This is a genomic window from Microcoleus sp. PH2017_08_TRC_O_A, from assembly GCF_020738665.1.
Classification (GTDB): Bacteria; Cyanobacteriota; Cyanobacteriia; order Cyanobacteriales; family Microcoleaceae; genus Microcoleus.
The window spans coordinates 54,649-78,824 of sequence record NZ_JAEQCE010000004.1; the positions used below are offsets into that span (position 1 = coordinate 54,649).

Annotated in this window: 20 protein-coding genes; 13 read left to right on the forward strand and 7 right to left on the reverse strand. The window is 45.6% G+C overall.

Features of this window, described 5'->3' with window-relative positions:
- Positions 1 to 73: 73 nt before the first annotated feature.
- Entirely contained in the window at positions 74 to 1,366 is a 1,293-nt protein-coding gene (locus tag JGK22_RS01975; RefSeq protein ID WP_293190833.1) for a glycosyltransferase family 4 protein, read from the forward strand.
- Between the two features lie 142 nt (positions 1,367 to 1,508).
- On the forward strand, positions 1,509 to 2,759 hold the full coding sequence (locus tag JGK22_RS01980) for a glycosyltransferase family 4 protein (protein WP_293190834.1): 1,251 nt from the start codon (positions 1,509 to 1,511) through the stop codon (positions 2,757 to 2,759).
- Between the two features lie 464 nt (positions 2,760 to 3,223).
- Here the strand turns inward: JGK22_RS01980 and JGK22_RS01985 are convergent, their stop codons facing one another.
- From JGK22_RS01985 to JGK22_RS33200, 4 genes are all read right to left on the reverse strand, one after another.
- Positions 3,224 to 3,577 carry a DUF1257 domain-containing protein gene (locus JGK22_RS01985; RefSeq protein WP_096832348.1) on the reverse strand — a complete coding sequence of 118 codons (354 nt, stop codon included), beginning with the start codon at positions 3,575 to 3,577 and terminating at the stop codon, positions 3,224 to 3,226.
- Positions 3,578 to 3,707: 130 nt separating this feature from the next.
- Positions 3,708 to 5,228 carry an AAA family ATPase gene (locus JGK22_RS01990; protein WP_293186656.1) on the reverse strand — a complete coding sequence of 507 codons (1,521 nt, stop codon included), beginning with the start codon at positions 5,226 to 5,228 and terminating at the stop codon, positions 3,708 to 3,710.
- A 110-nt stretch (positions 5,229 to 5,338) separates the two neighbouring features.
- Positions 5,339 to 5,689, reverse strand: coding sequence for a hypothetical protein (locus JGK22_RS01995; protein ID WP_293186657.1), 351 nt, complete (start codon positions 5,687 to 5,689; stop codon positions 5,339 to 5,341).
- A 277-nt stretch (positions 5,690 to 5,966) separates the two neighbouring features.
- A complete protein-coding gene (locus JGK22_RS33200; RefSeq protein ID WP_366024801.1) occupies positions 5,967 to 8,081 on the reverse strand; it encodes a sugar phosphate nucleotidyltransferase in 2,115 nt (704 codons plus the stop codon).
- 148 nt (positions 8,082 to 8,229) lie between these two features.
- Between JGK22_RS33200 and JGK22_RS02010 the strand changes: the two genes are divergently transcribed.
- Entirely contained in the window at positions 8,230 to 8,769 is a 540-nt protein-coding gene (locus JGK22_RS02010) for a Dps family protein (protein WP_293181673.1), read from the forward strand.
- A gap of 302 nt (positions 8,770 to 9,071) precedes the next feature.
- Here the strand turns inward: JGK22_RS02010 and JGK22_RS02015 are convergent, their stop codons facing one another.
- Entirely contained in the window at positions 9,072 to 10,169 is a 1,098-nt protein-coding gene (locus tag JGK22_RS02015) for a glycosyltransferase family A protein (RefSeq protein WP_293312225.1), read from the reverse strand.
- 606 nt (positions 10,170 to 10,775) lie between these two features.
- Here JGK22_RS02015 and JGK22_RS02020 point away from each other — a divergent pair.
- The 7 genes from JGK22_RS02020 (at position 10,776) to JGK22_RS02050 (ending at position 17,109) form a co-directional block, all read left to right on the forward strand.
- Positions 10,776 to 11,807, forward strand: coding sequence for a glycosyltransferase family A protein (locus JGK22_RS02020; protein WP_293181752.1), 1,032 nt, complete (start codon positions 10,776 to 10,778; stop codon positions 11,805 to 11,807).
- 127 nt (positions 11,808 to 11,934) lie between these two features.
- Positions 11,935 to 13,386: an NAD(P)/FAD-dependent oxidoreductase gene (locus JGK22_RS02025; protein ID WP_293190840.1), complete on the forward strand. Its 1,452-nt coding sequence runs from the start codon at positions 11,935 to 11,937 to the stop codon at positions 13,384 to 13,386.
- Positions 13,387 to 13,636: 250 nt separating this feature from the next.
- Entirely contained in the window at positions 13,637 to 14,770 is a 1,134-nt protein-coding gene (locus JGK22_RS02030) for an AAA family ATPase (RefSeq protein ID WP_293181679.1), read from the forward strand.
- Complete coding sequence (locus JGK22_RS02035) at positions 14,767 to 15,000, forward strand: hypothetical protein (RefSeq protein WP_293181681.1); 234 nt, start codon at positions 14,767 to 14,769, stop codon at positions 14,998 to 15,000. Before JGK22_RS02030 ends, JGK22_RS02035 begins: the two co-directional genes overlap by 4 nt.
- Complete coding sequence (locus JGK22_RS02040) at positions 14,981 to 15,271, forward strand: hypothetical protein (RefSeq protein WP_293181683.1); 291 nt, start codon at positions 14,981 to 14,983, stop codon at positions 15,269 to 15,271. Before JGK22_RS02035 ends, JGK22_RS02040 begins: the two co-directional genes overlap by 20 nt.
- Positions 15,272 to 15,373: 102 nt before the next feature.
- A complete protein-coding gene (locus JGK22_RS02045; protein ID WP_293181685.1) occupies positions 15,374 to 15,628 on the forward strand; it encodes a hypothetical protein in 255 nt (84 codons plus the stop codon).
- Between the two features lie 119 nt (positions 15,629 to 15,747).
- The gene (locus JGK22_RS02050; protein ID WP_293312227.1) at positions 15,748 to 17,109 is read left to right on the forward strand and encodes a branched-chain amino acid ABC transporter substrate-binding protein; all 1,362 of its coding nucleotides are present in this window, start codon (positions 15,748 to 15,750) and stop codon (positions 17,107 to 17,109) included.
- A gap of 4 nt (positions 17,110 to 17,113) precedes the next feature.
- Here JGK22_RS02050 and JGK22_RS02055 read toward each other — a convergent pair whose 3' ends face one another.
- On the reverse strand, positions 17,114 to 17,365 hold the full coding sequence (locus tag JGK22_RS02055; RefSeq protein WP_293181689.1) for a hypothetical protein: 252 nt from the start codon (positions 17,363 to 17,365) through the stop codon (positions 17,114 to 17,116).
- 18 nt (positions 17,366 to 17,383) lie between these two features.
- Here JGK22_RS02055 and JGK22_RS02060 point away from each other — a divergent pair, with 18 nt between their 5' ends.
- From JGK22_RS02060 to JGK22_RS02070, 3 genes are read left to right on the forward strand one after another with little or no spacing between them, the layout of a single operon-like run.
- Entirely contained in the window at positions 17,384 to 18,460 is a 1,077-nt protein-coding gene (locus JGK22_RS02060) for a branched-chain amino acid ABC transporter permease (protein ID WP_293181691.1), read from the forward strand.
- An 18-nt stretch (positions 18,461 to 18,478) separates the two neighbouring features.
- Positions 18,479 to 18,892 carry an element excision factor XisH family protein gene (locus JGK22_RS02065; protein ID WP_293181692.1) on the forward strand — a complete coding sequence of 138 codons (414 nt, stop codon included), beginning with the start codon at positions 18,479 to 18,481 and terminating at the stop codon, positions 18,890 to 18,892.
- A complete protein-coding gene (locus JGK22_RS02070; RefSeq protein ID WP_293181693.1) occupies positions 18,880 to 19,215 on the forward strand; it encodes a XisI protein in 336 nt (111 codons plus the stop codon). Before JGK22_RS02065 ends, JGK22_RS02070 begins: the two co-directional genes overlap by 13 nt.
- Before the next feature lie 182 nt (positions 19,216 to 19,397).
- On the opposite strand, the gene JGK22_RS02075 is transcribed toward JGK22_RS02070, so the two are convergent.
- Positions 19,398 to 24,020: a nitric oxide synthase oxygenase gene (locus JGK22_RS02075; protein WP_293312229.1), complete on the reverse strand. Its 4,623-nt coding sequence runs from the start codon at positions 24,018 to 24,020 to the stop codon at positions 19,398 to 19,400.
- Between the last annotated feature and the right edge of the window lie 156 nt (positions 24,021 to 24,176).

Consider the following 24,176-nt stretch of genomic DNA (forward strand, 5'->3'; position numbering starts at 1 on the left):
GCTTAATATCGATTAATCTCTTCAAAACTCAACTTCCAAATATTCATCGATCGTCAACAAAGGAATCTAACCAATGAACGACCAAAAATTAAAAGTTTTACTAATTGTAGAGCAGTGCAATCCTGAATGGGCTTCTGTACCTTTGGTGGGGTACAATTTTGTTGAACAAATTAGCAAGCTAGTTGATGCAACACTTGTCACCCATGCTAGAAATAAATCCGCTATTCAAAAACACCCTGAATACGAAAAAGTTTTTTATATTGAAGAAGGAAAGATTGCTACGCAGTATTACAAAGTAGTAGAAAAAATTACCGCGAATGGTAAAATAAATTGGCCACTGTATAATGCTTTGAGCTACCCAATTTATGAAGAATTTAATCAGCAAGTATATCAAAAATTTCACTCCAAAATTCTCAAGGGAGATTATGACATAGTTCATGCAATTACCCCGATGATGCCGCGGTATCCGTTTAAGGTAGTCAGCGCCTGCCAAAACACTCCTTTTCTGCTAGGCCCAGTCAATGGAGGCATTCCTTTTCCACCAGGCTTTCAAGAAACTGCCAAACAAGAATTTGCTCAATTCAACTTTTTGAGGGCAGTTGGTCGAGCCTTAATTCCAGGTTATGTAGAAACTTACAAAAAAGCAGACCAAATTTTGGCAGGTTCAACATATACCTTAAATATGCTCAAAGATTTGTTTGCGATACCAGACCAGAGAATTCAACTATTTTACGAAAATGGTATTGCCAGTAGTTTCTTAAAACAAGAACCAAAAACAAAAAAGGGTGGCCAGATAAATTTACTTTTTGTAGGTCGATTGGTTCCTTACAAATGTGCTGACATTCTCATCGAAGCTGTGAATAGACTAGAACCAAAAATTAAAGAAAAAGTTCAATTAACAATAGTAGGTGACGGGCAAGAAAGAAAAGCATTAGAATCTCAAGTAGAGAAGCTTAACTTAGGAGAAAAAGTTAAGTTTGCTGGTTGGGTAGGTCAAGCAGAAACACTTGACTATTACCAGCAAGCGGATATTTTTTGCTTCCCTTCGATTAGGGAATTTGGCGGCGCAGTGGTAATGGAAGCTATGGCTTGTGGGTTGCCTTGTATTGTACCAAACAATGGCGGTATAGCCGAATACGTGACTGAAGAAACTGGATTTAAAATAGAGCCAACTTCTAGAGAGTATCTTACTCAGGAGTTAACAAATAAAATTCAGATTTTGGTCGAAGACGATCGCTTGCGGCAAGTTATGTCAGCTAAGTGTATCGAAAAAGCGAAAGAATTTACATGGGAGCCAAAGGCAGAAAAAATTCTTGAAATTTATCATAAAATGATTGACGCTAAAAGTACCGCTCGCTCTAAATAAGCTGTTGTGCATCTAGATTGTGTATGGTAATTGAGGGTTAGAAGGGCAGCGGATTGAAGATTTTTGTTCGCAAACCGAAATATACAATTTAAATGCACAACAGCTTAGTAGATAAATCTCTTTATGGGGTGGAAAACAAGTTATGCGAATTGTAATTGTTGCTGAAAATGCCTCTAACAAATTCGGTGGAGAGTCATTGCTGCCGGTGCACTACTTCCGAATACTTCGATCCCGCCAAATAGAGACATGGTTAGTGGTACACGGGCGCACTCAAGCTGAACTCGAAGCGCTGTTTCCAGAAGAATGCGATCGAATGCGCTTTGTACCCGACACATGGGTGCATCGGCTGCTTAACAATTGCGGGCGATTCTTGCCTCCAAGGTTAGGTGCGCCTACTTTAGGGCTGCTCAGTCACCTATACACCCAAGTGCTACAGCGCGGTATTGTCGATCGGCTGGTGAGCGAAAAACAGATTGATATTGTTCACGAGCCGACACCAGTTTCGGCAAAATTTCCGTCCCTGATGTTCGCCTTAGGGGTGCCGGTAGTTATGGGGCCACTGAATACGGCGGTTAAATTTCCTTTGGCATTTCGATCGCGCCAAAACCGTTCAGTAGATATTTTAATCGAGATCGGTTATCAGTTCGTCAACTTGTTCAACCGTCTTTTGCCCGGTAAAATCAAAGCAGAGACGGTGTTAGTGGCAAACGATCGCACGAAGCAGGCACTTCCGGCGGGGGTGCAGGGTAAAATCATCGAACTTGTGGAAAACGGCGTGGATTTATCGGTGTGGCGATCGGAATCTATGGCATCAAAGGAGCCTAATCAACAAATCCATTTTGTTTTCTTGGGGCGACTGGCAGACTGGAAGGGGGTAGACTTGCTGCTAGAAGCCTTCAGAGCCGTCGCCGCTCAAACGGATGCTGTTTTGGAAATCATCGGCGATGGGGAGATGCGAGGGGAACTCGAAGCTCAAACAGCTCGTTTAGGCCAGGAGGCCAGGGTTGTATTTAGTGGCTGGTTGTCTCAGGATCGATGCGCTCTCAAACTGCAACAAGCCGATGTACTGGTGCTGCCGAGTTTGCGGGAGCCTGGGGGAGCCGTGGTAATGGAAGCAATGGCCGTCGGCTTGCCCGTCATTGCCACCAATTGGGGCGGCCCGATGGATTATATAGATTCCAGTTGCGGTATTTTAGTAGAACCAGCTTCTAAAGAAGGCTTTGTCAAGGGACTGACTGACGCTATGCTGAAGCTCGCTCAGTCGCAGGAGATGCGACAGAGTATGGGTAGGGCGGGATGGGAGCGGGTTCGGGAGCATTTTGACTGGGAACGCAAAGTCGATCGCATGATTGAAATTTATCAACAAACGATCGACACTTGCCAGAAGCATTAGCTAGTCAAGCACAAAAGCAGCAACTTTCAGATAAAAAGCTGCTGCTTAAGCTTGCAAAAAAGTACGTAGCGGATAAAAAAAACACTCTACATCCTCGGTGACGCTCCTACTCTGAATCAACGATTACAGCGTAGGCATCTGAGTCCTCTTACGGATATCAAGATCTTCCTACCCTTCGGGAACGCTTCGCGAACGAGATACTCCAAAATGTTTCTCTCGCTCGGCATTTTATAGTGAGGAACACGTCCAGCCCCACTGTATTTACAGCATATCAAAAGTTGGTTGATTTCGGCGGTGATGGTTTCCCAGCCCTCCAGGATTGGTCAACCATCCCACCTCAATCAACCGGGCTTTCATCCCACACCAATCTGTAAACGATATAGTGTGGGGATTCCCGCCGAACTAGCTAAAAACGGGTTAACCAGTATTTGGTTAACCCGCAAGCTTAGAAACACGCAGAGTTATTAATTTTGCACTACCAACTTGACGTTGGCGTTTTGCAAACCGCGCTGCTTGACTGCTGCCAAGGTCTTGTTAACTGCGTACTTCTGGTTAATGGAGTTAATTAACTCAGTTTGATTGTGCTTTTTGGCAACGCCCCAGAGGTCTGCAATCAGATCAAAGGAACCGTCGCTATTGCGAGACCAACCCAGGTCGTATTCGCCTTCCAGAGTCGCCACGATGTCGGAGCGAACGCGCTGACCATTATAGCCACGAACATCAGCTTCTGACTTGACTGAAATGCCCAAGTCACGTAGGGAAGCTTTCAGGATTTCGGCATCAGTGATTTTGGTACGCAGAGTGCTAAAGTGAGACATTGGATTTCCTCCTAATAAAACTGAGAGAGAAACAACAACGGTCTGGATTTAACGGTGCCGCTGGGCGGCTCTTCAATCGAACTGCTAGCTGTTGCTAGCCTTTGCTCCTGTTTGGACCAGGAGAAAGCTTTTAGAATTCCATTCGCTGGTATTCAGCGACGGAAGACGCAGCGGGCCGTGCGCGCTGTCTCGCCCAATCTCGGAGGGCGCTGACCTGTTCGGTCATGGTTTTAGACAGTGGCAATGTAGATTTAATGGCCGCGATGATATCTAACTGCGTAAACTCTCTATCTTGAGCGAAGGCCTCGTACATGGCTGCTACTAGCCCTTGCTCAATTTCTGCTCCTGAAAAGCCGTCGGAAACATTGGAAAGTTGCTCTAAATCGAAGCGAGAAATTTCCCGACGCCGTTTTGACAGGTGAATTTTGAATATATCTTGGCGTTCTTCTTTCGTCGGTAGGTCAACAAAGAAGAGTTCGTCGAATCGACCTTTTCTCAAGAATTCCCCGGGTAAACGCTCGATGCGGTTGGCTGTTGCCATTACGAAGACTGGGGAAGTCTTTTCTTGCATCCAAGTGAGGAATGAGCCGAAAATCCGGCTGGAGGTTCCTCCGTCTGAGTCGGCCGAACCAGTGCCTCCTGCAAAGGCTTTGTCTAGTTCGTCGATGAAGAGGATAGCTGGGGAGATGGATTCTGCGGTTTTGAGCGCGTTGCGGAGGTTTGCTTCCGATCGACCTACCATCGAGCCGTCGTAGACTCTACCCATATCTAGCCTGAGCAGGGGCAGTCCCCACAGGCGGGAGGTAGTCTTGGCAATCAGCGATTTTCCGCATCCGGGTACGCCGAGAATTAGCATTCCTTTGGGTTGGGGCAAGCCGTATTCTCTCGCCCTTTCTGTAAAGGCGTTGGAACGCTGCTTGAGCCACCGTTTGAGTTCTTCTAAACCCCCGACTGCATCCAGGGTTTCGTCTTCTTCTACAAACTCTAGAATGCCGTTGCGCCGAATTAATTGCTTTTTCTCCGACAGAACTATGTCTACTTCTTCTTCGGTTAAGCGCCCCGTGGAAACTTGGGCTTTGCGATAAACTTTTTCAGCTTCATCCTTAGTCAATCCCAAGGCTGCTTTTAAAAGTTTTTCTCGCGATTCTGTGGTAATGCGTCGCGATTTCGTTTGCTCCAACTGGCTAGACAATACTTGGTTTAGTTCCGCCATGTCTGGGAGCGCGAAGTCTAAGACTACCACTTCCTTTTCTAGCTCGATCGGGATTTGCTGCAAAGGAGACATCAGTATAATTGTCTTTTGTGTTCCTTTGAAGTTGGCGATCGCATCACGCAACAACCTTGTTACGGTTGCATCATCTTTAAAAGGATGCAGGTCTTTGAATACATAGATAGTAGCGTTGTTGTTCGGTTCGCGCTGCCTAATCGCCCATTCAATAGCTGCCTGCGGCGAGAGGGTGCTTTGCTGAGTGTTTGCACGAGGTTGACCGTACTCTATCATGCCCTGGGTTACAGTCCAGACAAAGACTCGGCGCTGCGGCTTAGCTTGAGCTATTGCGGAAATTGCTTGCTCACACCGCTCTTCCTCGGATGTCACGAGGTAGATCAGAGGATATTGAGCTTGGATTAGGATACTGATCTCTTCTTGCATATTCCTCGACCCACTAGAGACGGTGCTATCTTTGCTGAATCTCAATGCTGCCATTAGCCCATTGCTGAATGAGATTTCCAGTTATGGCTTTTTGAGCAAGCAAGGCATTCTTAGCAGGGAACCAATTCTTCCTCTCCCGGTTGGGCTGTGCTGGCACTGACGCCTGACACTTGCTTGACTGGAAGATCCTGCTCAGCCAATACACTCGGCTGACTTGTTACGGATGCCAGTTCTCCATCTCGCATTACTACTGAACCCGTGCATTCTGGACAAGTGTACACCCGGTGGGTTTGTCCGTAGGAGGCTTCTACTTCGTCAACCAGTTCGGGGTTTCCTAGGTAGAAGACAATTGCCCTTTCTGCAATTGATGACATCGGTTCGGTTTCTACTGCGGCTTTGATTTTGAGCTGGCGATGCAGTTCAGGTGGAAGATACAGTGTAACTTTTTGCTTTTCTTGCATATCAGTGAATTGACTTACCCGGGTATGTATATTAGATTAGCTACTTAATTCTTTGCTGTCAAGCCTCTATGCTGCTTTAGCGTCATTTTGTAATATGTCGTTACAATTGCTGCGATCTTGGGGCGGCTAACAACGGAAAAACAAGGAATAGAGTTGATGAGGCAGCTATCTAGGTACGTAGTTGCGCTTGGGCGCTCTTTATATATATGAAAGAGCGCTGAAGCGCAACTACGTACCTAAAGGCGAATGCTGGGAAAAACTCTAATTTGAAAGCTGATTAGCCGATCGCCCCCCGAGATATGGGAAAATCAATCAGAGTCTGCCGGTAAACATCCGGCAATCCCGTGTCATAACACCGCCCTCGCACCACATAACCAGCCATTCCCTCGAACTCCCGCAACTTATCCAAACACGACGTTAACTGAAATTCGCCTCTTTCTCGAAAATTGCTATTAATATGTTCTGCCAAACAATCAAAGATTTTAGGATCGAGGACATACATCCCAAACATTGATAAGAATAAATCCTCTGCCAAGCCTTCTACGCTTAAATGCTGCCGCGCATACTCGATATCCGGCTTTTCGTAAACTTGCGTCACCGACAAAATAGCATCTTGTTCCTGCCAAACTCCCGCCGCACAGCCGTAGTGATGAATTACATCAGATGGTGTTACCCTCAAACCAATGACGCTGTGCTGCACTTGCGAGTAAATATCCAATAGTTGGCGCGCACAAGAGCTTTCTGTTTGCGACGAGTAAATGTGATCGCCCAAAAGCAGGAGAAATGGCTCGTTGTTCACCCATTCTCTAGCACAAAATACAGCGTGTCCGAACCCTTCCTGGACATCCTGAGTGAGAATTGTAACGCGCTGTCCCAACTCTTGTAAATATTGGCTATAATCCTGATTTTGCTGAGACAGTTTTTGGAAAAGTTCGGGAGACGGCCCAGTTTTAAAGAAATCTTCAAAAAAAGTGCGATCGCCCTTTTGGACAACTATACCAACTTCCTCGATTCCCGCACTCAAAGCTTCTTCCACAATTGCCAAAATTATCGGTTTAGCGCGGCCAGTGCGATCGATAATTGGTAAGAATTCCTTCTTCACTGCCTTAGTAGCCGGAAACATCCGAGTGCCGAAACCAGCGGCTGGAATCACGGCTTTTCTGACTTGCAGTCGGGAAGCTTTTCCTGCATCTTTTCTTTCTTCTATCTGCGTGGAACAGGCGTCCCGCCTGTATATTTCTGGGGTTTCTGCATCTTTTCTTTCTTCTATCTGCGTGGAACAGGCGTCCCGCCTGTATATTTCTGGGGTTGTTGCTGCATTAAATTCTGTTTCAGGCTGCAAATGGGTCTGAGAACTAATAGTAAGTTTCACACATTCCATCTGAGGAAAATTCCGTGAAATAATCTCGATAACTTGCTGTTGACTTTTTGCATCTTTCACGATAAATTGCGCCGTGCCGTCTCCCTGAGAACCAACTCCCTTACCGCCCAAAATATAAGGCTGAATCGGTTGACAATTCAGGAGTTCGTGCAAGACTGGAGCCGTTAATTGACCAGGACAAGCGGGGATTAAATGCTTGTCAAATTCCCTCTGGGCAACTTTCATCAACTCGCCGAGTTTGACCGCATCTCCCTGCTGCAAAGCTGCGGCCGCATCTTGCGTAATTTTAGAACTAATCGCGCCAAGATGTTTCTGCACGTTTGCTTGAACTTCAGTCACAGCAAAGGGATAAGCCTGATTCAGACTTGCCAGAATTTGTTGAGTGTTTTTGCTAGCGCCCAAATCTACGATGACAAAAAACAAATCTTTGGCAACTTTTAGCTCAACAACATCCATTTGATCGCCGTCAAAAAACATCAAAATTGGTCGATTTCCATAGGCACAACCCTGATCCATGCGGCCGCAGCGCGAAGGTGTGGCAATTTCGCCTAAATAAGCCATTTCCATTTCGTCGCGGACGTTCATTTTTAAATCGTATAAGCGATTGAAAGCGCGGGCTACTAACACGCAAATTGCGGCACTTGAAGACAAGCCTTTCTGAATTGGCAAATCAGTTAAATAATTGTCAATTTCTACTCCTCCCGCGTAGCCGTGCGAGAGAAATTGAGCGGCAACACCGGCTGCATAACTGAAAAAAGTTCCTGTTTGGGCCTCAGCAAGCAGAGCATTTTTTGCCATCGGGAGTGCAGTTTCAATTTTTGTGCCATCATTTAAAGCTGCCCGCAAAATCAAGTGTGTCGGATGTTTTTTGACTTCGGCATAAATTCCTTGATTTGTACTGGCTATCAGAGTACAGCCTTTTTCTATAGCGGGATTGTGCGGGCGATAACTGGCGGCCCAATCGCTGTGTTCGCCAAACAAACAAAGGCGACCCGGAACAAAAAGTTTCATTGCATCTATCTAAGGGTATCTATATTGTGATTACTCTAACCTGAGATGGAGATATTTTACTAAAGTGCGATCGTCCTTTGGGTTGATGTACTTGACGGAGGAAATTTGTTGTAATAGATGGAAACTAAGAGTTTAAGGAACAGTTTCAATGCGTAAGTTAAACATAGGTCTATCTGACGAACAACGTGCAGGCGTTATCGAACTATTGAATCACGACCTGTCAGATGCTTATCTGCTGTTAATCAAAACCAAAAAGTATCACTGGGATGTAGTAGGCCCGCAGTTTCGATCGCTCCATCAGTTGTGGGAAGAACACTACCAGGCGTTAACAGTAAATATCGATGCTATGGCGGAACGGGTGAGAACTTTAGGTGGCTACCCAATTGGTACTGCTGAGGGTTTTCTGAAGTATGGTTCGATTAAAGAACATATCGGCGATTTGCCTTTGGCGACTGAGATGGTGTCGCGTTTAGTTGATGACCACGAACTGATTATTCGCAATCTCCGCCAACACGTCGAACAGTGCGGTGAAGAGTTTAAGGATGATGGAACCGCCGACTTTTTGACTGGTTTGATGGAACAGCACGAACAAATGGCTTGGATGTTGCGATCGTTTATTGAAGGGGAATCTATTTCACCGGATGGTAAGCAGCCGAAAGCTAAAACTCCTACAGCTTCTCACGCTTAGATTATAGCTCGATCGAACAGATTTAACTGTTGTGAGTCAGAGAATTTCACCGCGATTCTCGCAGTACGACAGGGGTTTTCAACCCCTGTCTCATAGCGAAAGTCCTCTTTTAGAGGACTGGAGTTAACCTGATTTCGATCTGGTTTTTGAGTCGTTTTTTAACCGACTTTCGCCTTGAGGCAGGGGTTTAAACCCCGGCCGGACTCCGAGGAGAGCGTGCTTTTTGACAGATTTTGAGTAAGACATGATTACGGACAAATTTGATGTACAGTCTCTACGTATCTGTTCACAGAGTGATATTATTATACTGCTCGATTTCCCAAACTCTTCAACCGCATTCTTTCATACACCTGCGACGGCAACATTCTGTGAATATTCATTCGCTTTTCGATCGCAGCAATTGTCGTCCCGGCACTTGAATCCGATGTTTGCTTCAACTCCAATCCCGATTCACTTCTCGATCCTAATATCATTTTTACCAAACTTTCTATTGACAACAAATACAAATTATGACGCAGCAAAGCCATCACAAAATCTTCTTTTAAAGCTCGATATAGCCAAAACAATGTACTCCGGTAATTGCCGTTGCGGTTGCTTTTGACAGCTAGATAAATGTAAAAATTACTGCTAGACCAGCAGTAAACTTTCTCGGGAACTTTCGAGTGATACCGCCGGACATCTGCCAAAATCAAAGTATGGCCTTTTGCCATTGCGGCATAGTTGCAAGACATACTGCTGGAAATCTGTCGGTAGCCGACTAAATACTCCGGTACTACTTTAAATTGATAGTATTGGGCGATGCGGAGGTGCAATTCCCAGTCTTCGCAACCTTGAGCATTTTCTAGTTTGAATTTGCAGTTGTAACCGCCGACTTTTTCAAAGCAAGCGCGACGGATTAGAGATGAACTGGCATTGCCGATAAAATATTTATAAACTAAGGCATCGTGAACCGATCCTTCGATCGTTGAGTTGTAAAATCCACCTGTCAGCAAACCTTCTTCGTTAATATCCAATGACCAGGAATAAATAACTCCAACAAAAGATTCCGATTTTGTCAGGCATTCAACTTGTTTTTCCAGGTTTTGCGGGTACCAAATATCGTCAGCGTCGATCGGAGCAATATGTTCGCCTTTTGAGTGTAAATAGGCTAGGTTGCGAGCGACGGCTACACCTGCATTTGATTGCTGCAATAAGATGATTCGGCTATCTTTTTGAGCAAAAGATTTGATGATTTCAGCGGTTGTGTCTGTAGAGCCGTCGTCCACAACTAAAATCTCTATATTCTGATAAGTTTGAGATAGCACAGACTCGATTGTTTGGGCAATAAATTCCTCAGCATTGTAAGCCGGTATAATTACTGAAATTAATGGCTGATTTAAATTGTGTTTGGTGTTGTTCATGCGATATAAAAACTTTTTTATGTAAAATTTTTGACTCTCAGGCACCGATTTAATGGTATCTTAACAAAGTGGTAAGGTCGATCGCACACCGTCGAAAATTTGCAGGTGTACATTTGAAATATATTGCCAAAACTCATCAAATGTGCATTGACACAGCAGTCGGGATACAGACTTGGTGCAGGAGTGACTCGCCGATCGCATATATAAAATCAACTGTACTGGGCAACTCGCGATCGCCGGAGAGTCTCAGTATATCATATGTTGCTTTTTATACTTGTTACGGTCAAAAAAAATCAAATTCTTGTGCGGTGGAATACTCTGAAACACAATGGCTGGTGGGGCTTTTTAGAAGGTTTACAAAAACAATGATATATATAAAGATTTCGTAAAGCTGTTGTCTTCATCAGGTGAGTCTCAGCCAGATGTGGCTTAGAATACAGGCATGAATGGGGATCAATGCAGCCTACATTGCCAGCAAAAAAATTAGTTGAAGATAAACAGAAATCGGGTTATAAACAAAAATGTAGAGCTGATTTTACTTTTCGTAAAGTAGGAGCATTGAAATTCAATCATTGGTTTTCCATGCAATTCAAAACAAACTCGGTAATGATTTATACTAACGAACCGACTGTATCCGTAATTATCCCAGTCCACAATGGGGGAGCTTACTTCCGCACCTGTTTGTCAAAGCTGGCTCAAGCTAGACCGAAGCCGATCGAGATTATTGTAGTAGCAGATGGGGAAAGCGACGGTTCTTGGCGTCTGGCCAAGGAATTCGGCGCCAAAGTCATCAGAATTCCCGAATGCGGCGGCCCCGCCCGAGCCAGAAATTTTGGAGCGCAAGCTGCGAAGGGAGATATTCTGTTTTTTGTGGATGCTGATGTCGCTGTTTGTCCTGAGGCTGTGGGTTATGCGAAATCGGTGTTCAAAAATAATCCCTACTTAGCTGCTTTGATCGGTTCCTATGACGATGCTCCTGGAGATCCCGATTTTTTATCGCAGTACAGGAACTTGCTCCACCACTACGTGCACCAAACAGGTAATGAAGAAGCTTCGACTTTTTGGGGCGCTTGCGGAGTGATTCGCCGGGAAATTTTTTTGCAGATGGGTGGCTTTAATGAGAGTTACCGCCAAGCTTCGATCGAGGATATTGAGCTGGGCTACCGTTTGAAACAAGCCGGTTATAAAATTCGATTGTGCAAAACATTGCAAGTCAAGCATTTAAAGCGCTGGGAAGCGGTGGGGATGGTGAAGGCTGACTTTTTTTACCGAGCGCTGCCTTGGACTGAACTGATTTGGCGCGATCGCAAATTGAATAATGACCTCAACTTGCAAGTATCGAACCGAATTAGTGTAGTTTTAACTTATGCCATGCTGCTGGCAGTGGTGGGGACGTGCTGGTCGCTGAACTTTCTGCTATTGGCTGGGTTGCTGGCAATACCCTTAGTAGCAATTAATTCAGAGCTTTATCGATTTTTTCAGCAAAAACACGGTATCTTATTTGCGCTGAAAACCATTCCTTGGCACTGGCTTTTCTATTTTTACAGCGGACTGGCATTTGCGATCGGCACGGGTCGTCACTTATCCCAAAAAAAGCTGTTGACTGGCAAAGTTAGGTTGCCAGTATCCGCTCAATAAATCAAGGCAAATTGTCCTTCAACTTCCAGCCGATCGATATTTTATCAGGGTATTCACTGGTGCATATATTAATTTTAGAAGTTATAAATAATTGTATAGTGCAATAAAAAGGCTGGAGGTAGGCTGAGTGAAACATTATCCTGTGGCGATCGTCGGTGCTGGGCCTGCGGGTTTGACGGCTGCTTACGAGCTAGTCAAGCAAGGGATCGTCCCTGTTGTACTCGAAAAAGGGGATAAAGTTGGCGGGTTGGCCCGCACCGAAAGCTACAAAGGCTATCGTTTCGACATTGGCGGCCACCGATTTTATACTAAAGTTGCAGCGGTGCAGCAGTTGTGGCAAGAGGTACTGGGAAATGAGTTTATTAAAGTGCCGCGCTTGTCGCGAATTTTTTATAGAGGTAAATTTTTTAACTATCCGATCGGGGCCTTCAATACTCTGTTTAATTTGGGGATAATTGAGAGTGCGCTAATTATTTTGAGCTATCTGAGAGTTAGACTCTGGCCGCTTCCCAAAGAAGAAACTTTTGAACAGTGGGTAATCAATCGTTTTGGCGATCGCTTGTACAAAACATTTTTTAAGACTTATACAGAAAAAGTTTGGGGAATTCCCTGTTCGGAAATTCAAGCAGATTGGGCGGCGCAACGGATTAAGGGGCTGTCACTGACAACCGCAATAATTAATGCTTTGTTTGGTAGTAATGATACTAAAACTTTAATCAAAGAGTTTGACTATCCGGCTTTGGGGCCGGGGATGATGTGGGAAAAGTTCGCTGAAGCTGTGGAAGCTAAAGACGGCAAAGTTTATCTCGATACTAAGGTGATTAGCTTTGAGCGTGAAGGTAATAAAATTAAAACTATTACTGCTGAACATAACGGAGAAATAGTTGAATATTCGGCGGATAATTTCATTACAAGTATGCCGATATCGGCGCTGGTAGCACGGATGAAACCGCAGCCGCCTGAGCCAGTGTTGCACGCGGCGCGATCGCTAAAATATCGAGATTTTTTGATTGTATCGCTGATTGTCGATCGCCCAAGTTTGTTTCCTGACAACTGGATTTACATTCATTCTCCCGAAGTGAAAGTCGGACGGATTCAGAATTTTAAGAATTGGAGTGCTGCATTGGTTCCCGATGCGAGCAAAACTTGTTTGGGAATGGAGTATTTTTGCAATGAAGGCGAGGAACTTTGGGTAATGTCGGATGCTGAACTTGTGGAGTTAGCAACTCGCGAGTTGGTTGAGTTGGGTTTGGCAAAAGCTGCGGATGTTGAGGATGGGGTGGTGCTGAGGCAGCCGAAGGCTTATCCTGTTTACGATGCCGAATATCGCGGACATTTGCGGGTTTTGGAAGGTTTTTTGACTGGGATTGAGAATTTGCAGACGATCGGGCGAAATGGTATGCACCGATACAACAACCAAGACCATTCTATGCTGACGGGGATGCTGGCGGTGAGAAATCTGCTTGGGGAAAAGCACGATTTGTGGGATGTGAATACTGAGCGATCGTACTATGAAGACTTTAGTGTCGATCGGTCTAAGGAAAAAAAGGATTCGGATTTGATGGCGCAGTCTAGTTGATATTTGGGGATTGTAGTTGTGACAATGTGAGTTAAATCACACCTGAAATGGCGATCGCCCGTTCATATTTTCCGCATAATCTTGTAGGGGCAATCCCCCGATCAGTTGCGTCGCTTCATCCGGCGTAGGTACGGGGTGACTCGCCTACATTTACCACAACCTATTTAGGTGTTGTGAAGTGGAAATATTGTATATTGGTTAAGTAAGCTGACCATTTTTTTAACTTTTCACTCCTCGGAGTCGTTTTTCTATGCTCCAAAGACTATACGTACATAACTTCAGATGCCTGGAGAACTTTGAACTGATTCTCAAAGAGATGCCATCCTCCCTTTTAATTGGGAAAAATGGTGCAGGTAAATCAACCATCCGCGTTGTATTGGAAATCCTTCAACACATCGGTCGAGGCATTAACAGAATGCGTGATTTTGATAAAAATCATCTTGGTCTTATCGACCCGAAAGATTTCAATCGAGGCAGGTCTGATGTTCCAATTCGATTTGAGATAGAAGTATTACTTGACAATAAATTATACAAATATATTCTGGCATTGGAATTACCAGAAAACTTTAGAGAGCTTCGAGTTTTTGAAGAGCAACTGTTAATTTCAGGAAATCCAATTTACTCTCGCAAGGAAGCCCAAGTCACTATTCATTACACCAGCCCGCGAAATCCTGAAGCTAAGTTTCTGGTGGATTGGCATCTCGTTGCTCTTCCAGTGATTCAAGAACAATCAGAAACCGATCCGCTTCGTATTTTCAAGACTTGGCTGGCGCGCACGATTATTTTAGCCCCGATCCCAAGCCTGATGACTGGAGACTCTAACGGGGAAACGTTGGAGCCAAAACGAGACGGTTCAAATTTTGGGGAGTGGTTCTCTGGGTTACTCAGTCGCTACCCTGCTGCCTACACACAGGCTTACAGATACCTCCAAGAAGTTATGCCTGACTTTCAGGATTTTCTGAATGAACAAATCGGGAAAGACTCTAAAAGTATGATTGTTCGGTTTGAAGAAAAGAATGCCAATCTGAGTGTTGACTTTAAAGACTTATCTGATGGGGAGAAATGCTTTTTTCTTTGTGCTGTTGTCTTAGCTGCTAACAAGTATTACGGCCCACTTTTTTGCTTTTGGGACGAACCTGATAACTATCTTTCTCTGTCAGAGGTTGGACATTTTCTTACATCACTACGACGCTCATTTAAGGATAGCGGTCAGATTATAGCGACCTCACATAATGAAGAAGCAATCAGAAAGTTTTCAAATGAAAATACCTTTGTACTCGATCGAAAAAGTCACTTAGAGCCAACCTTAGTTAGGTTGCTCAGTGATATACCTGTCAGTGGCGATCTTGTAGATACCTTGATTCGCGGCGACATAGAATTATGAAAGAGAAGCAAAATCCATACAAGTCTCATGTTGTTGTGTTGCCAGAAGACCGTGCTAATGAAGAGATCGTAAATGGATTTAATAATTTTCTAGACCTTTACTCCAGAGCTATTCAGATTGAGCGGCCTGCTGGTGGTTGGGAAAAAGTTGTGGAGAAATTCCTAAAAAATCATGCCTCTGAAATGAAGAAAAAATTTCCAGAAAGAAAGAATGATGGTCTTGCTGATTGATTTTGATGAAAATTATGAAGATAGGTTTAGTTATGTAAAGGAGCGGATTCCCGAGGATTTAGAAAATAGAGTATTTGTTCTTGGAGTATTATCTGAACCAGAGAAGTTAAGGAGCGATATTAGAAAGAATTTTGAAAATATCGGAGAAGCCCTTGCAAATGACTGTTCCAATAATAACACGAATGGATTATGGGGGCACGATCTTCTCAAACACAACAAAACAGAGTTAGATCGTATGATTCTATCTGTTAAACCATTTCTGTTTAATTAAGTCAACGAGGAATGAATGCGTTTTGTCGATATCTGAGCATCTTGTGCTAACTCTTGACCACATACTGATAAAATAAGAAGAGCTAGATTGAGATATCATCTTATGTCGCTGATTAAACAACGCCTTCTAGAAGCGATCGAACGAACTCCTGAATCGCTTTTAGAGCAAACCCTGACATTCCTAGAATTTTTGACCAGTCGGACACAAACCGCGATCGCCCCAGACTTCGACTCAGATTTTGATTCAGACACCGACTCCAACGACCAAATCCTCGCTGATCTGAAAACCTCCCTCCACCAAGCCAAAACGGGACAAACATTCCCCATTGAGGAACTCTGGGATGGCATCAATGTCTGATACGCCAGTCCAACTAAAATTCACAGTTGAGACAAATTTTTTTAACTTGTGCTAAGTCTTGACTTACAGACTTAGAGAGTGAAAATATGCTAAGACGCAAGCAACAAACAAACCAACCTATGAACTTTTCAGAAAAATCAGGGGGCAAAAGTCCCACATCCACAAAAACCAACCCAACACAAAATCTCAACACCGGCGGGCTGCGGACATTACTCCTCGCCGCCGGCATAGCCTCTCTCTGCGCCAGTTGTCAGAGTCCCCAAACACCAAGCGCCACAACCCCCGGCAGCAGTCCTGGAAGCTCTCCCGCAGCCTCTCCCATCGTCGTTAGCACCCCCGGAGACCCAAATACCGTCAAAATAGTCTCCATGCTCCCCATGACAGGCAGCGCCTTGGGTCAAGCTCAAACAATGGTCAACGGTGTCAAACAAGCCCTTGCCGAAACCGACTCTAAAGCCTGCGATGGCAAAATCAAAATCGAATACGAGATTCTCGATGACGCGACTGCTGCGGCTGGCAAATGGGATCCCAGCCAAGTCACATCGAATGCTAACAAAGTAGCAGCGGATGGTTCGGTAGTTGGTGCGATCGGTCACTACAACTCAGGTGCGGCAAAACTTTCCATTCCCGTCCTCAACCAAGCTAATGTAGCGATGGTGAGTCCCGCCACGACCTATCCGGGCTTGACAAAACCAGGAAAAGGCGAAGCCAAAGAACCCAATGTTTATTACCCTACAGGCACTCGCAATTTCGCCCGTGTTGTCCCCGCAGACGACCTTCAAGGTGCTGTAGCGTCCAATTGGGCGAAATCTTTAGGAGTTAAAAAAGTCTACATCCTAGACGACCAAGAACTCTACGGCAAGGGTATTGCTGACATCTTTGAAACAACTGCTAAAGCTGCGGGAATTGAAGTTCTCGGCCGCGAAGGAATTGATATCAAAGCCAGTGATTACAAAGCTTTAATGAATAAGATCAAAGCTTTAAATCCAGAAATGATTTACTTTGGTGGCACTACTCAAAGTAATGCTGGACAAATCATTAAAGACATGAGAAATGTTGGGATGACACCGGAAGCAGTCAAATTCATGGGCCCGGATGGCATTAAAGAACAAGCTTTAATTGATGCCGGAGGCAAAGATGCTGAAGGAGTTTATGCTACTTTTGGTGGTTTGCCTCCTAAAGAATTGACTGGCGTTGGTGCGAAGTGGTATGAAAGCTACAAGGCAAAATATAATGCTGAACCAGAAGCTTATGCAGCTTATGCTTATGAATCTGCTAAGGTGATTATCGGCGCAATTAATAAGGTTTGCAAAAATGACCGCGCGGCTATCCGCGATGCTGTTTTGGCAACTAAAGATTTTAACGGCGTACTTGGCAATTGGAGTTTTGATGCTAATGGTGATACTAGCTTGACTACAATGTCAGGAAATGTTGTTAAAGCTGGTAAGTGGGAATTTGTGAGTGCACTTAAGACTGAATAATTAGTCAGTTGACTGTTGTCAGTTGACTGGTTAACTGGTTCCCCGGCTCTGCCTGGGAACCGATGTCTAGAGGCTCTGCCTCGCTCTTATACCAGGAAAATTGCCTCGCTTTTCTAGTAGGAAGATTGTCTCGCTTTTCTAGTATAAAAATTGGAGGCAGAGCCTCCGGATCTGCGTTACCAGGCAGAGCCTGGGAACGAGTAGAACTTCCCCATGCCCAATTCCCAATTCCCAATTCCCAATTCCCAATTCCCAATTCCCAATTCCAATAATTATGAAAAACTGGAAAAGTATTCTCTTATATATAGGTGTAGCGTATATAGTTTTGTTGTTAGGCCCGATCGCAGGATTTGACTTACCGAAAATTATTGGCGAAATAGTCCGCAGCCCAGAAGTGTTGATTCAACAGTTGTTAGTGGGTTTGGTCAACGGGGCGCTGATTGCAATTATTGCTTTGGGTTACACGATGGTTTACGGCATTATTGAGCTGATCAATTTTGCTCACGGCGATTTGTATATGTTGGGTGCTTTTGCTTCGCTGACTGTTTTCGGGGCTTTTGGGATTCAAGACGGCGCACCTTTAAGTGTTGCGATACCGGTGATGTTAGTCGCTTTGGTTGTATGTTCGGTGTTTTGTGCTGGACTAAATATTGTGGTCGAAAAGTATGCTTATCGTCCTTTGCGAAATGCTCCTCGTTTGGCTCCGTTAATTTCGGCGATCGGGGTTTCTTTTATCTTCCAAAATCTGGGATTATTTTGGGGAGGATTGAAAGCTTTTATTCCGGTGATGGGTTCTAATTCGGCGGCTCCGAAAAGCTTCCCCGATTTGTTGCCGCGAGTTGATATTCTCAAAGCTATGGGAATTCAAACAAGTATTGTATTTACTACAAAAGATTTAATTGTGTTGGTGGTGGCTCTGGTATTAATGGTTTTGCTTCATGTGTTTGTGCAGTACACTCGTCTGGGAAAGGCGATGCGGGCAACTGCTCAAAGCCGCGATGCTGCTAAAATCATGGGAATTAATGTCGATCAGATTATTGCTCTGACTTTTTTGATTGGTGGGGCTTTGGCTGGTTCGGCGGGAATTTTGGTTGGTTTGTATAACAATACGATCGTGTTTACGATGGGTTTTACGGCGGGGTTGAGGGCTTTTACGGCGGCTGTTTTGGGGGGGATTGGCAATATTGTCGGGGCGATGTTAGGAGGGGTTTTGATTGGGGTGTTGTCGTCTTTGAGCGATCAGTATTTGTCGAGTCGCTGGACTAATGCTTGGGTGTTTGGAGTTTTGGTGGTGATTTTGGCTTTCCGGCCGGGCGGTTTGTTGGGTGAGAATGTTCAGGAGAAGGTTTAAAGGTGCAGGGTTGAAAAAATGGCAAAAGACATTTATCATTATCAAATAAGGACTGCTTTAGAAAAGGATGGGTGGATAATTACAGACGATCCTCTGACTCTGCAATTTGGTTCGCGCAGTGTGTTTGTGGATTTGGGAGCTAAAAAGTTACTAGCAGCCGAACGCGAGGGACAAAAAATTGCAGTTGAAATCAAAAGTTTTGTCGGCAAGTCTCTAGTCAAAGATTGGGAAAATGCGATCGGACAATACAGTTTGTACTTAAAAATACTCTCTAAAAGAGAGCCATATCGCGCCCTATACCTAGCCATTACTGAAGAGATTTATACCAGCTTCTTTCAGGAGGATATCGTGCAAGTCGTACTTGAGGATAGAGCAATGAAAATTATCGTTATCGATCCTATTCAGGAGGTTGTTACCAGATGGATAAACTAGATGAATACCGTGAGTTGATTTATAAAATCCTGTCGTACTATGCCAGCCTACCCTACAATTACGCCGAGATTAATAACAAAGTCATTGTCAGCGAAGACCGAAATGATTTTTTATTGATGACTGAAGGCTGGGAGGGGCACAAGCGACTCCACTATTGCCTCATTCACGTTGAAATTCGCAACGGTAAACTCTGGATTCATTATGATGGTATGGAAGACGGCATTACTGATGAATTACTGGAGGGTGGTGTTCCTGAAAACTGCATTGTTTTGGCGTTTCATTCGCCTGAAGTACGCAAGCATACCGGATTTGCGATCGCCTGAAATATACGCTTGCAAATCCAGAAGCGATCGCAGCAGTCAACAGTCAACAGTCAACAGTCAACAGTCAACAATCATTCCGGTGCAACCGGAATTGATATCAATCAATTCAAACAAAATTAACAAAAGGAGCTGGAAGTCTTCTCGCTTCCAGCTCCTTTTGTTAATGCTAACAGTCCCAAATGTTAGACAGTTAGCGGTTGCGCCAATTCCTTGACTGGTGCTTCACTGTCACTTGACTGCTGCACCCGAATTAGCCACCCTTCGGCTTTAGAGTAGTTATCTTTTTGCACCTGTTTGATAGCTTGTTTGAAGTTCAACTGCACGCCCCAAACATCGCTCGTGAAACGCTTTTCTTGCTTCATATTGTCGAAGAACACGGCGGCTTCGATGTGAGATAAACCGCCTTCGGTTTTGGCAATAGAGAGCATCACTTCAAACACATCATCCGCCATCTTCGCATCCCCACAAACGTAGTAGTGACACTTAGGATGACTCAGCAGCTTCCAGACATCCTGGGAGTTTTGCTGCATGAGGTTCTGCACGTACAGCTTTTGGTCTCCAAGACGGGAGAATGCTACTTCCAGGCCCGAAAGTACACCTTGATTCTGCCACGTCTGCATCTGCTCCTGATAGAGGAAGTCACTGTGATTGCGACAGCCAAAGTATAAGGTAGCATCGCCCAAGGGTTGTCCTTGCTGCAACAAGGCATCTCGGTACTGAAGGAAAGCAATCAGGGGAGAGACCCCTGTACCCGGTCCTACCATTAGCATCGGTGCATCGAGTTCGCTAGGCGGACGGAAGCTAGAAGTACGGACACCAATGCGAACCTTCGCTCCGGGTTCCAGTCCAGCTAGGTAGTTGGAACAGAGTCCTTGACGGACTTTGCCTGCGTCGGTTTTGATTTGCAGCACGCCAACGGTGATTTGTAGGTGCTGGGGATGGAGCAAGGGAGAGGAGGAAATCGAGTATAGGCGTGGCTTTTGCTTCGGCAGCAACTCTAGTAGGGTGGCGAGGGTAATCTCTGCTGAGGGAAACTCATCAAATAGATCGAGAACACTCATGAAGTTGTCTGCGATCGTTTTCTTGAGCAAAACGCTGTCGGCATTGTCGTCTACCTGCCGGAGAATCTCCAGCCAGGTTTCTAGGCGATGTTTCTCCTGGGGATTTTGGGCTACGGAGTACAGGTAGGTAAGCAGTTCGTTGAAGGGTTCCCGCAAAGCTAGATCGAGTTCTTCGGAGAAAACCTGACCTACGGTTGTTGGGACGGCAATGGGGGGTTGGTCTTCTATTTGAGTGCCATCTGGTGTTACGTAACTAGCTGTGAAATAGGTATTAGGGGTGACTGAAAGGCGATCGCACAACCGCTGTACTAATTCTGGTGGATTGCAAGGATAAATAGCAACGTGATCGCCGGTTTCGTATTGCAAATTGCTATCGGAAATATCGAACATGATATAACGAGTAGAACGACTACCAGGAATCACCTCTTGGAGCAGTTCTTGATTTGCGACGACAGGAACTTCGATGGCTTTATCTCCACTCACGGCTAGAGGGGCAACGGTTGCCGCTTCTGCCTCATTTAAGAAGGTAACGTTGAGTTTTGGGGCGGATGCGGTTGTGGCATCTGCGGAGGTGACATCCTCACCTAAAACGCGGGAGATGAGTCCCAGCCACTGTTTGAAGGTGTCTGCCTGTCCCTTAATTTCATCCCCTTTATGCAACGGCACAATGCAGTTAGCCCCTGCCTTTGCGAGTGTTTTATCTACCGAAATTGCCGCAGCACAGAAGTGTTCGTAAACGGTACTGCCAATGCCGAGGATGGAATAGCTCAACCCACTGAGGGAACCCGCAGGCTGTTTCTTCAACCACTGAAGGAATTTTTGGCCGTTTCCGGGGATTTCGCCATTACCGAAGGTGGAGGTGACGATTAGGAGGAGCTTTTCAGAGGCAAGGGTATCGGTATTGTATTCATCGAGGGCCATCACTTTCGCTTTGTAGCGCTGGAGTTGACGGGAGGCTTTCCGCGCAAAGCCTTCGGCTGTACCTGTTTCAGAGGCGTAGAGAATCAGGATGCGGTCTTGCTTGTTGTCGTCCTCGTCGGTAGTAGTGATGAATTTTTCCAGGTCAATGCCGTCTTCCACTGTCCATCGATCGGCTCCATAGTGATAGGCAGGGTCTAGGTAAAAGTCGCGCATCTGGTGATGCCAGACTGGGCAGGTACTCCCTCCAGAGGGTGGTACGACCCAACCCCAATCTGCCGGACACTCGCGCCCTGCTTTCTTTTCGCGCAAGTCGTGGGCGATGAATTGTTTGGAGGCAGTCTGGTGATCCACCATCGAAACTTTAGCTTTTTGGAATGAGTATAGGATAGCGATGTTGAGTTCTAATGCTACGCGATCGCGCCACAACGTTTGCTCAGAACTGGTATCCAGCTTGAGAACTTTGGCGATGTCCTCCGTTTTGTCGTAGCGCCAATCTTCCAAGAAATCCCGCATAATCTCGGTACCCATGTACCAGCCATTGAAAGGAAGGCAGGCGTAGGTAATGCCGCCGATGTCCATGCGGAAGTTGCTGATGGCTGGGATGGCATACCACCGAAAGCCGAGGGACTTGAACTCTGGAATTGTGGGATGCTCAATTTCCACTTCCAGTACATCGTCTTGATGAAACTCATAGAATTTCGGTTCCATTCCTGGGACTTCAATCACTAGGGGGAGGATGTCGTAGGGTGTGCGTGGTTCCGGTGGTTGCCAGCCGAGTTTTAAGATTGCTGCGGTGAGCTCAAAGTTGGCGCCATCGCCCATAATACTCCCGTTCGGTTGCTCGTAAGCGGCATAGCGAATCAATTGGGAATTCCAGACGCGTGGGCCCCAGCGTTCCTTCGGCTGTTTGGGACGGAAGACGGTCATCGTAATTTGAATATTGCCCCCATTCGTGGCGTATCGCAGGTGTTCTTCTAACTCGCGAAACATCTCGTCGGGGTTGGTGACATAGCGGCGATCGCGCACCACCATATTATTCCACTGAATTCGAGCAATACACTTGGAAGCATTGCGCCACGACAACTGTGCCCCATAGGCTAATTCTTCGTAGGTGTGGGTGTAAGTGCCTGTGGCTTTCACTTCCTCTTGGATTTCTACCCAACGCCGCGCTTGATCCTCCGGTTCCCATTCTTGCTCGGTAGCAATCTGCTTCAAATACTGCTTGGCTTTTTTGAGAAATCGCTCCTCATTCAGCTTGGGCAACTTCATCACGTTAATAACGCGATCGAACAACGTCTGCCATGCGTGCCCTAACTCAGGGGTGAAGTCTGGCACATACTTCTCAAGTATGAGCACCAATACCTGTACCATACCAGCATAGGCGCAGGAGGGTATATCATCAATACTCACCTGGGTTCCTAACTGCTGGACTATCAACTCTTCAAATTCATCAAAGTCAATCTCGCCACTACCATCGACATCTACGCGAGCAAACAGATCGTTCAACTCGCTGATGGGGATGGATAGCCCGGACTTGCGCGAGTAATCGATGAGTTCCTCAATAGAGATTGTTCCAGTCCCGTCTGTGTCAATCTCATTAAAGATATACACGCGGAGATCTTGAATTAGTTCGTCTCTACTGCCGCCGTGGAAGCAGTTAACCAAAAATTCCAATACCTCAAACAGGTTCAAGGACAGATAATCCATGTTTGTCCGTCCAAAAATAGGCAGCATGAACGGGTATTTTTCAAATAGAGTTTGAAAAAATGCCTCTCCAATCTGCTGCGTATTCTGTCTGAGGATGGTTAAAGAATCCGCCATGCGTTGCTTGACATCTGGAAGCATTGCCTCTTCGTAGCGACGCATCGCCTCTACCATTGGGACAATCACATCGGTGTTGAAAAATCGGTAAACAGCGGAGTGGGTTCCTTTTGCTAGATTTTCGCGATCGTACTCTTCTAGGTACGGAATCGACGGCAACATCCACATCCACACCTGCCGGGCTTTCAACCAGTGATGAGGACGCATCCCCATATCGGCAAACAGCGCTCCGTAATCCTCAACATTATCGAAGCTATCACCTTTTTCTGCCGGCACCCCCATCAGAGGTTCCGAAATCACGTTCTGGGTATAAGGCTGAAGCTGATGTACGCAACAGTCAAGCAACTCAAAAAAGTAGTCGCTTACGGTGTCGAGGGCATCCCCAAAGATGTACTCTAGTTCTGGAGCCTCCAGCAAGAGGCGCTTCAAGAACTTTTCCATTTGCAATTCTTTCCACGCCCGCAGCTTGTTCCAAACGTCTTTGACAATTACTTCCTCTTGCGGTGTGAGGGGAACCGCTTCGGGCATCTCGAATTCTATTTGATCGTTGCTCTGACTTGCTGGCGCGTGGAGGCGACGATTTCCCGAATGTCCCAACAGCGTCAGCGTGCTGCTACTTACGTCACTGGTACTTTGGGTAAGGCGAGTTTTCAACTTCAACTGAGGTGCTAGATTCCAGTTGGCGATCGGAAATTCTAACTCGGCGCTGGTTTCACCATTGAGGTAATCCTGCGTCGCCAATGTGACCGTTGCGGCATCCTGCCAGGGCAGAGTAATATCTCCTTCCCGGTAGCATAGGGTAATGGCGATCGTGCAGTCTCCGTTGTTTTTCAGATCCAATAACCAGCTTGGTTGCTTGCGGCTAAAGGAATCCTTTTGCAACAAAGGTTGTCCCTCATCGGAGAGCATCTGCACGCGGCACTTGTACCTGTAGTTGTCGGAAGTGGGGAAATCGGTCGCCGAAACCTCGGTTAAGTGGATAATTCGTGGATTATTGTGCATACTAGGCAGGAAAATTATGTAAGAAGAGCAAGCAGGCTAGGTGTCGTGCACCTGTGTAGCAAAAGCTTAAAGTATATTATCTTATATTCAAGATAAAAAATAGTCCGCGATCGTGCTAAGTTATATTACTGAAAAAATACTTAATGTTGTGTCGAT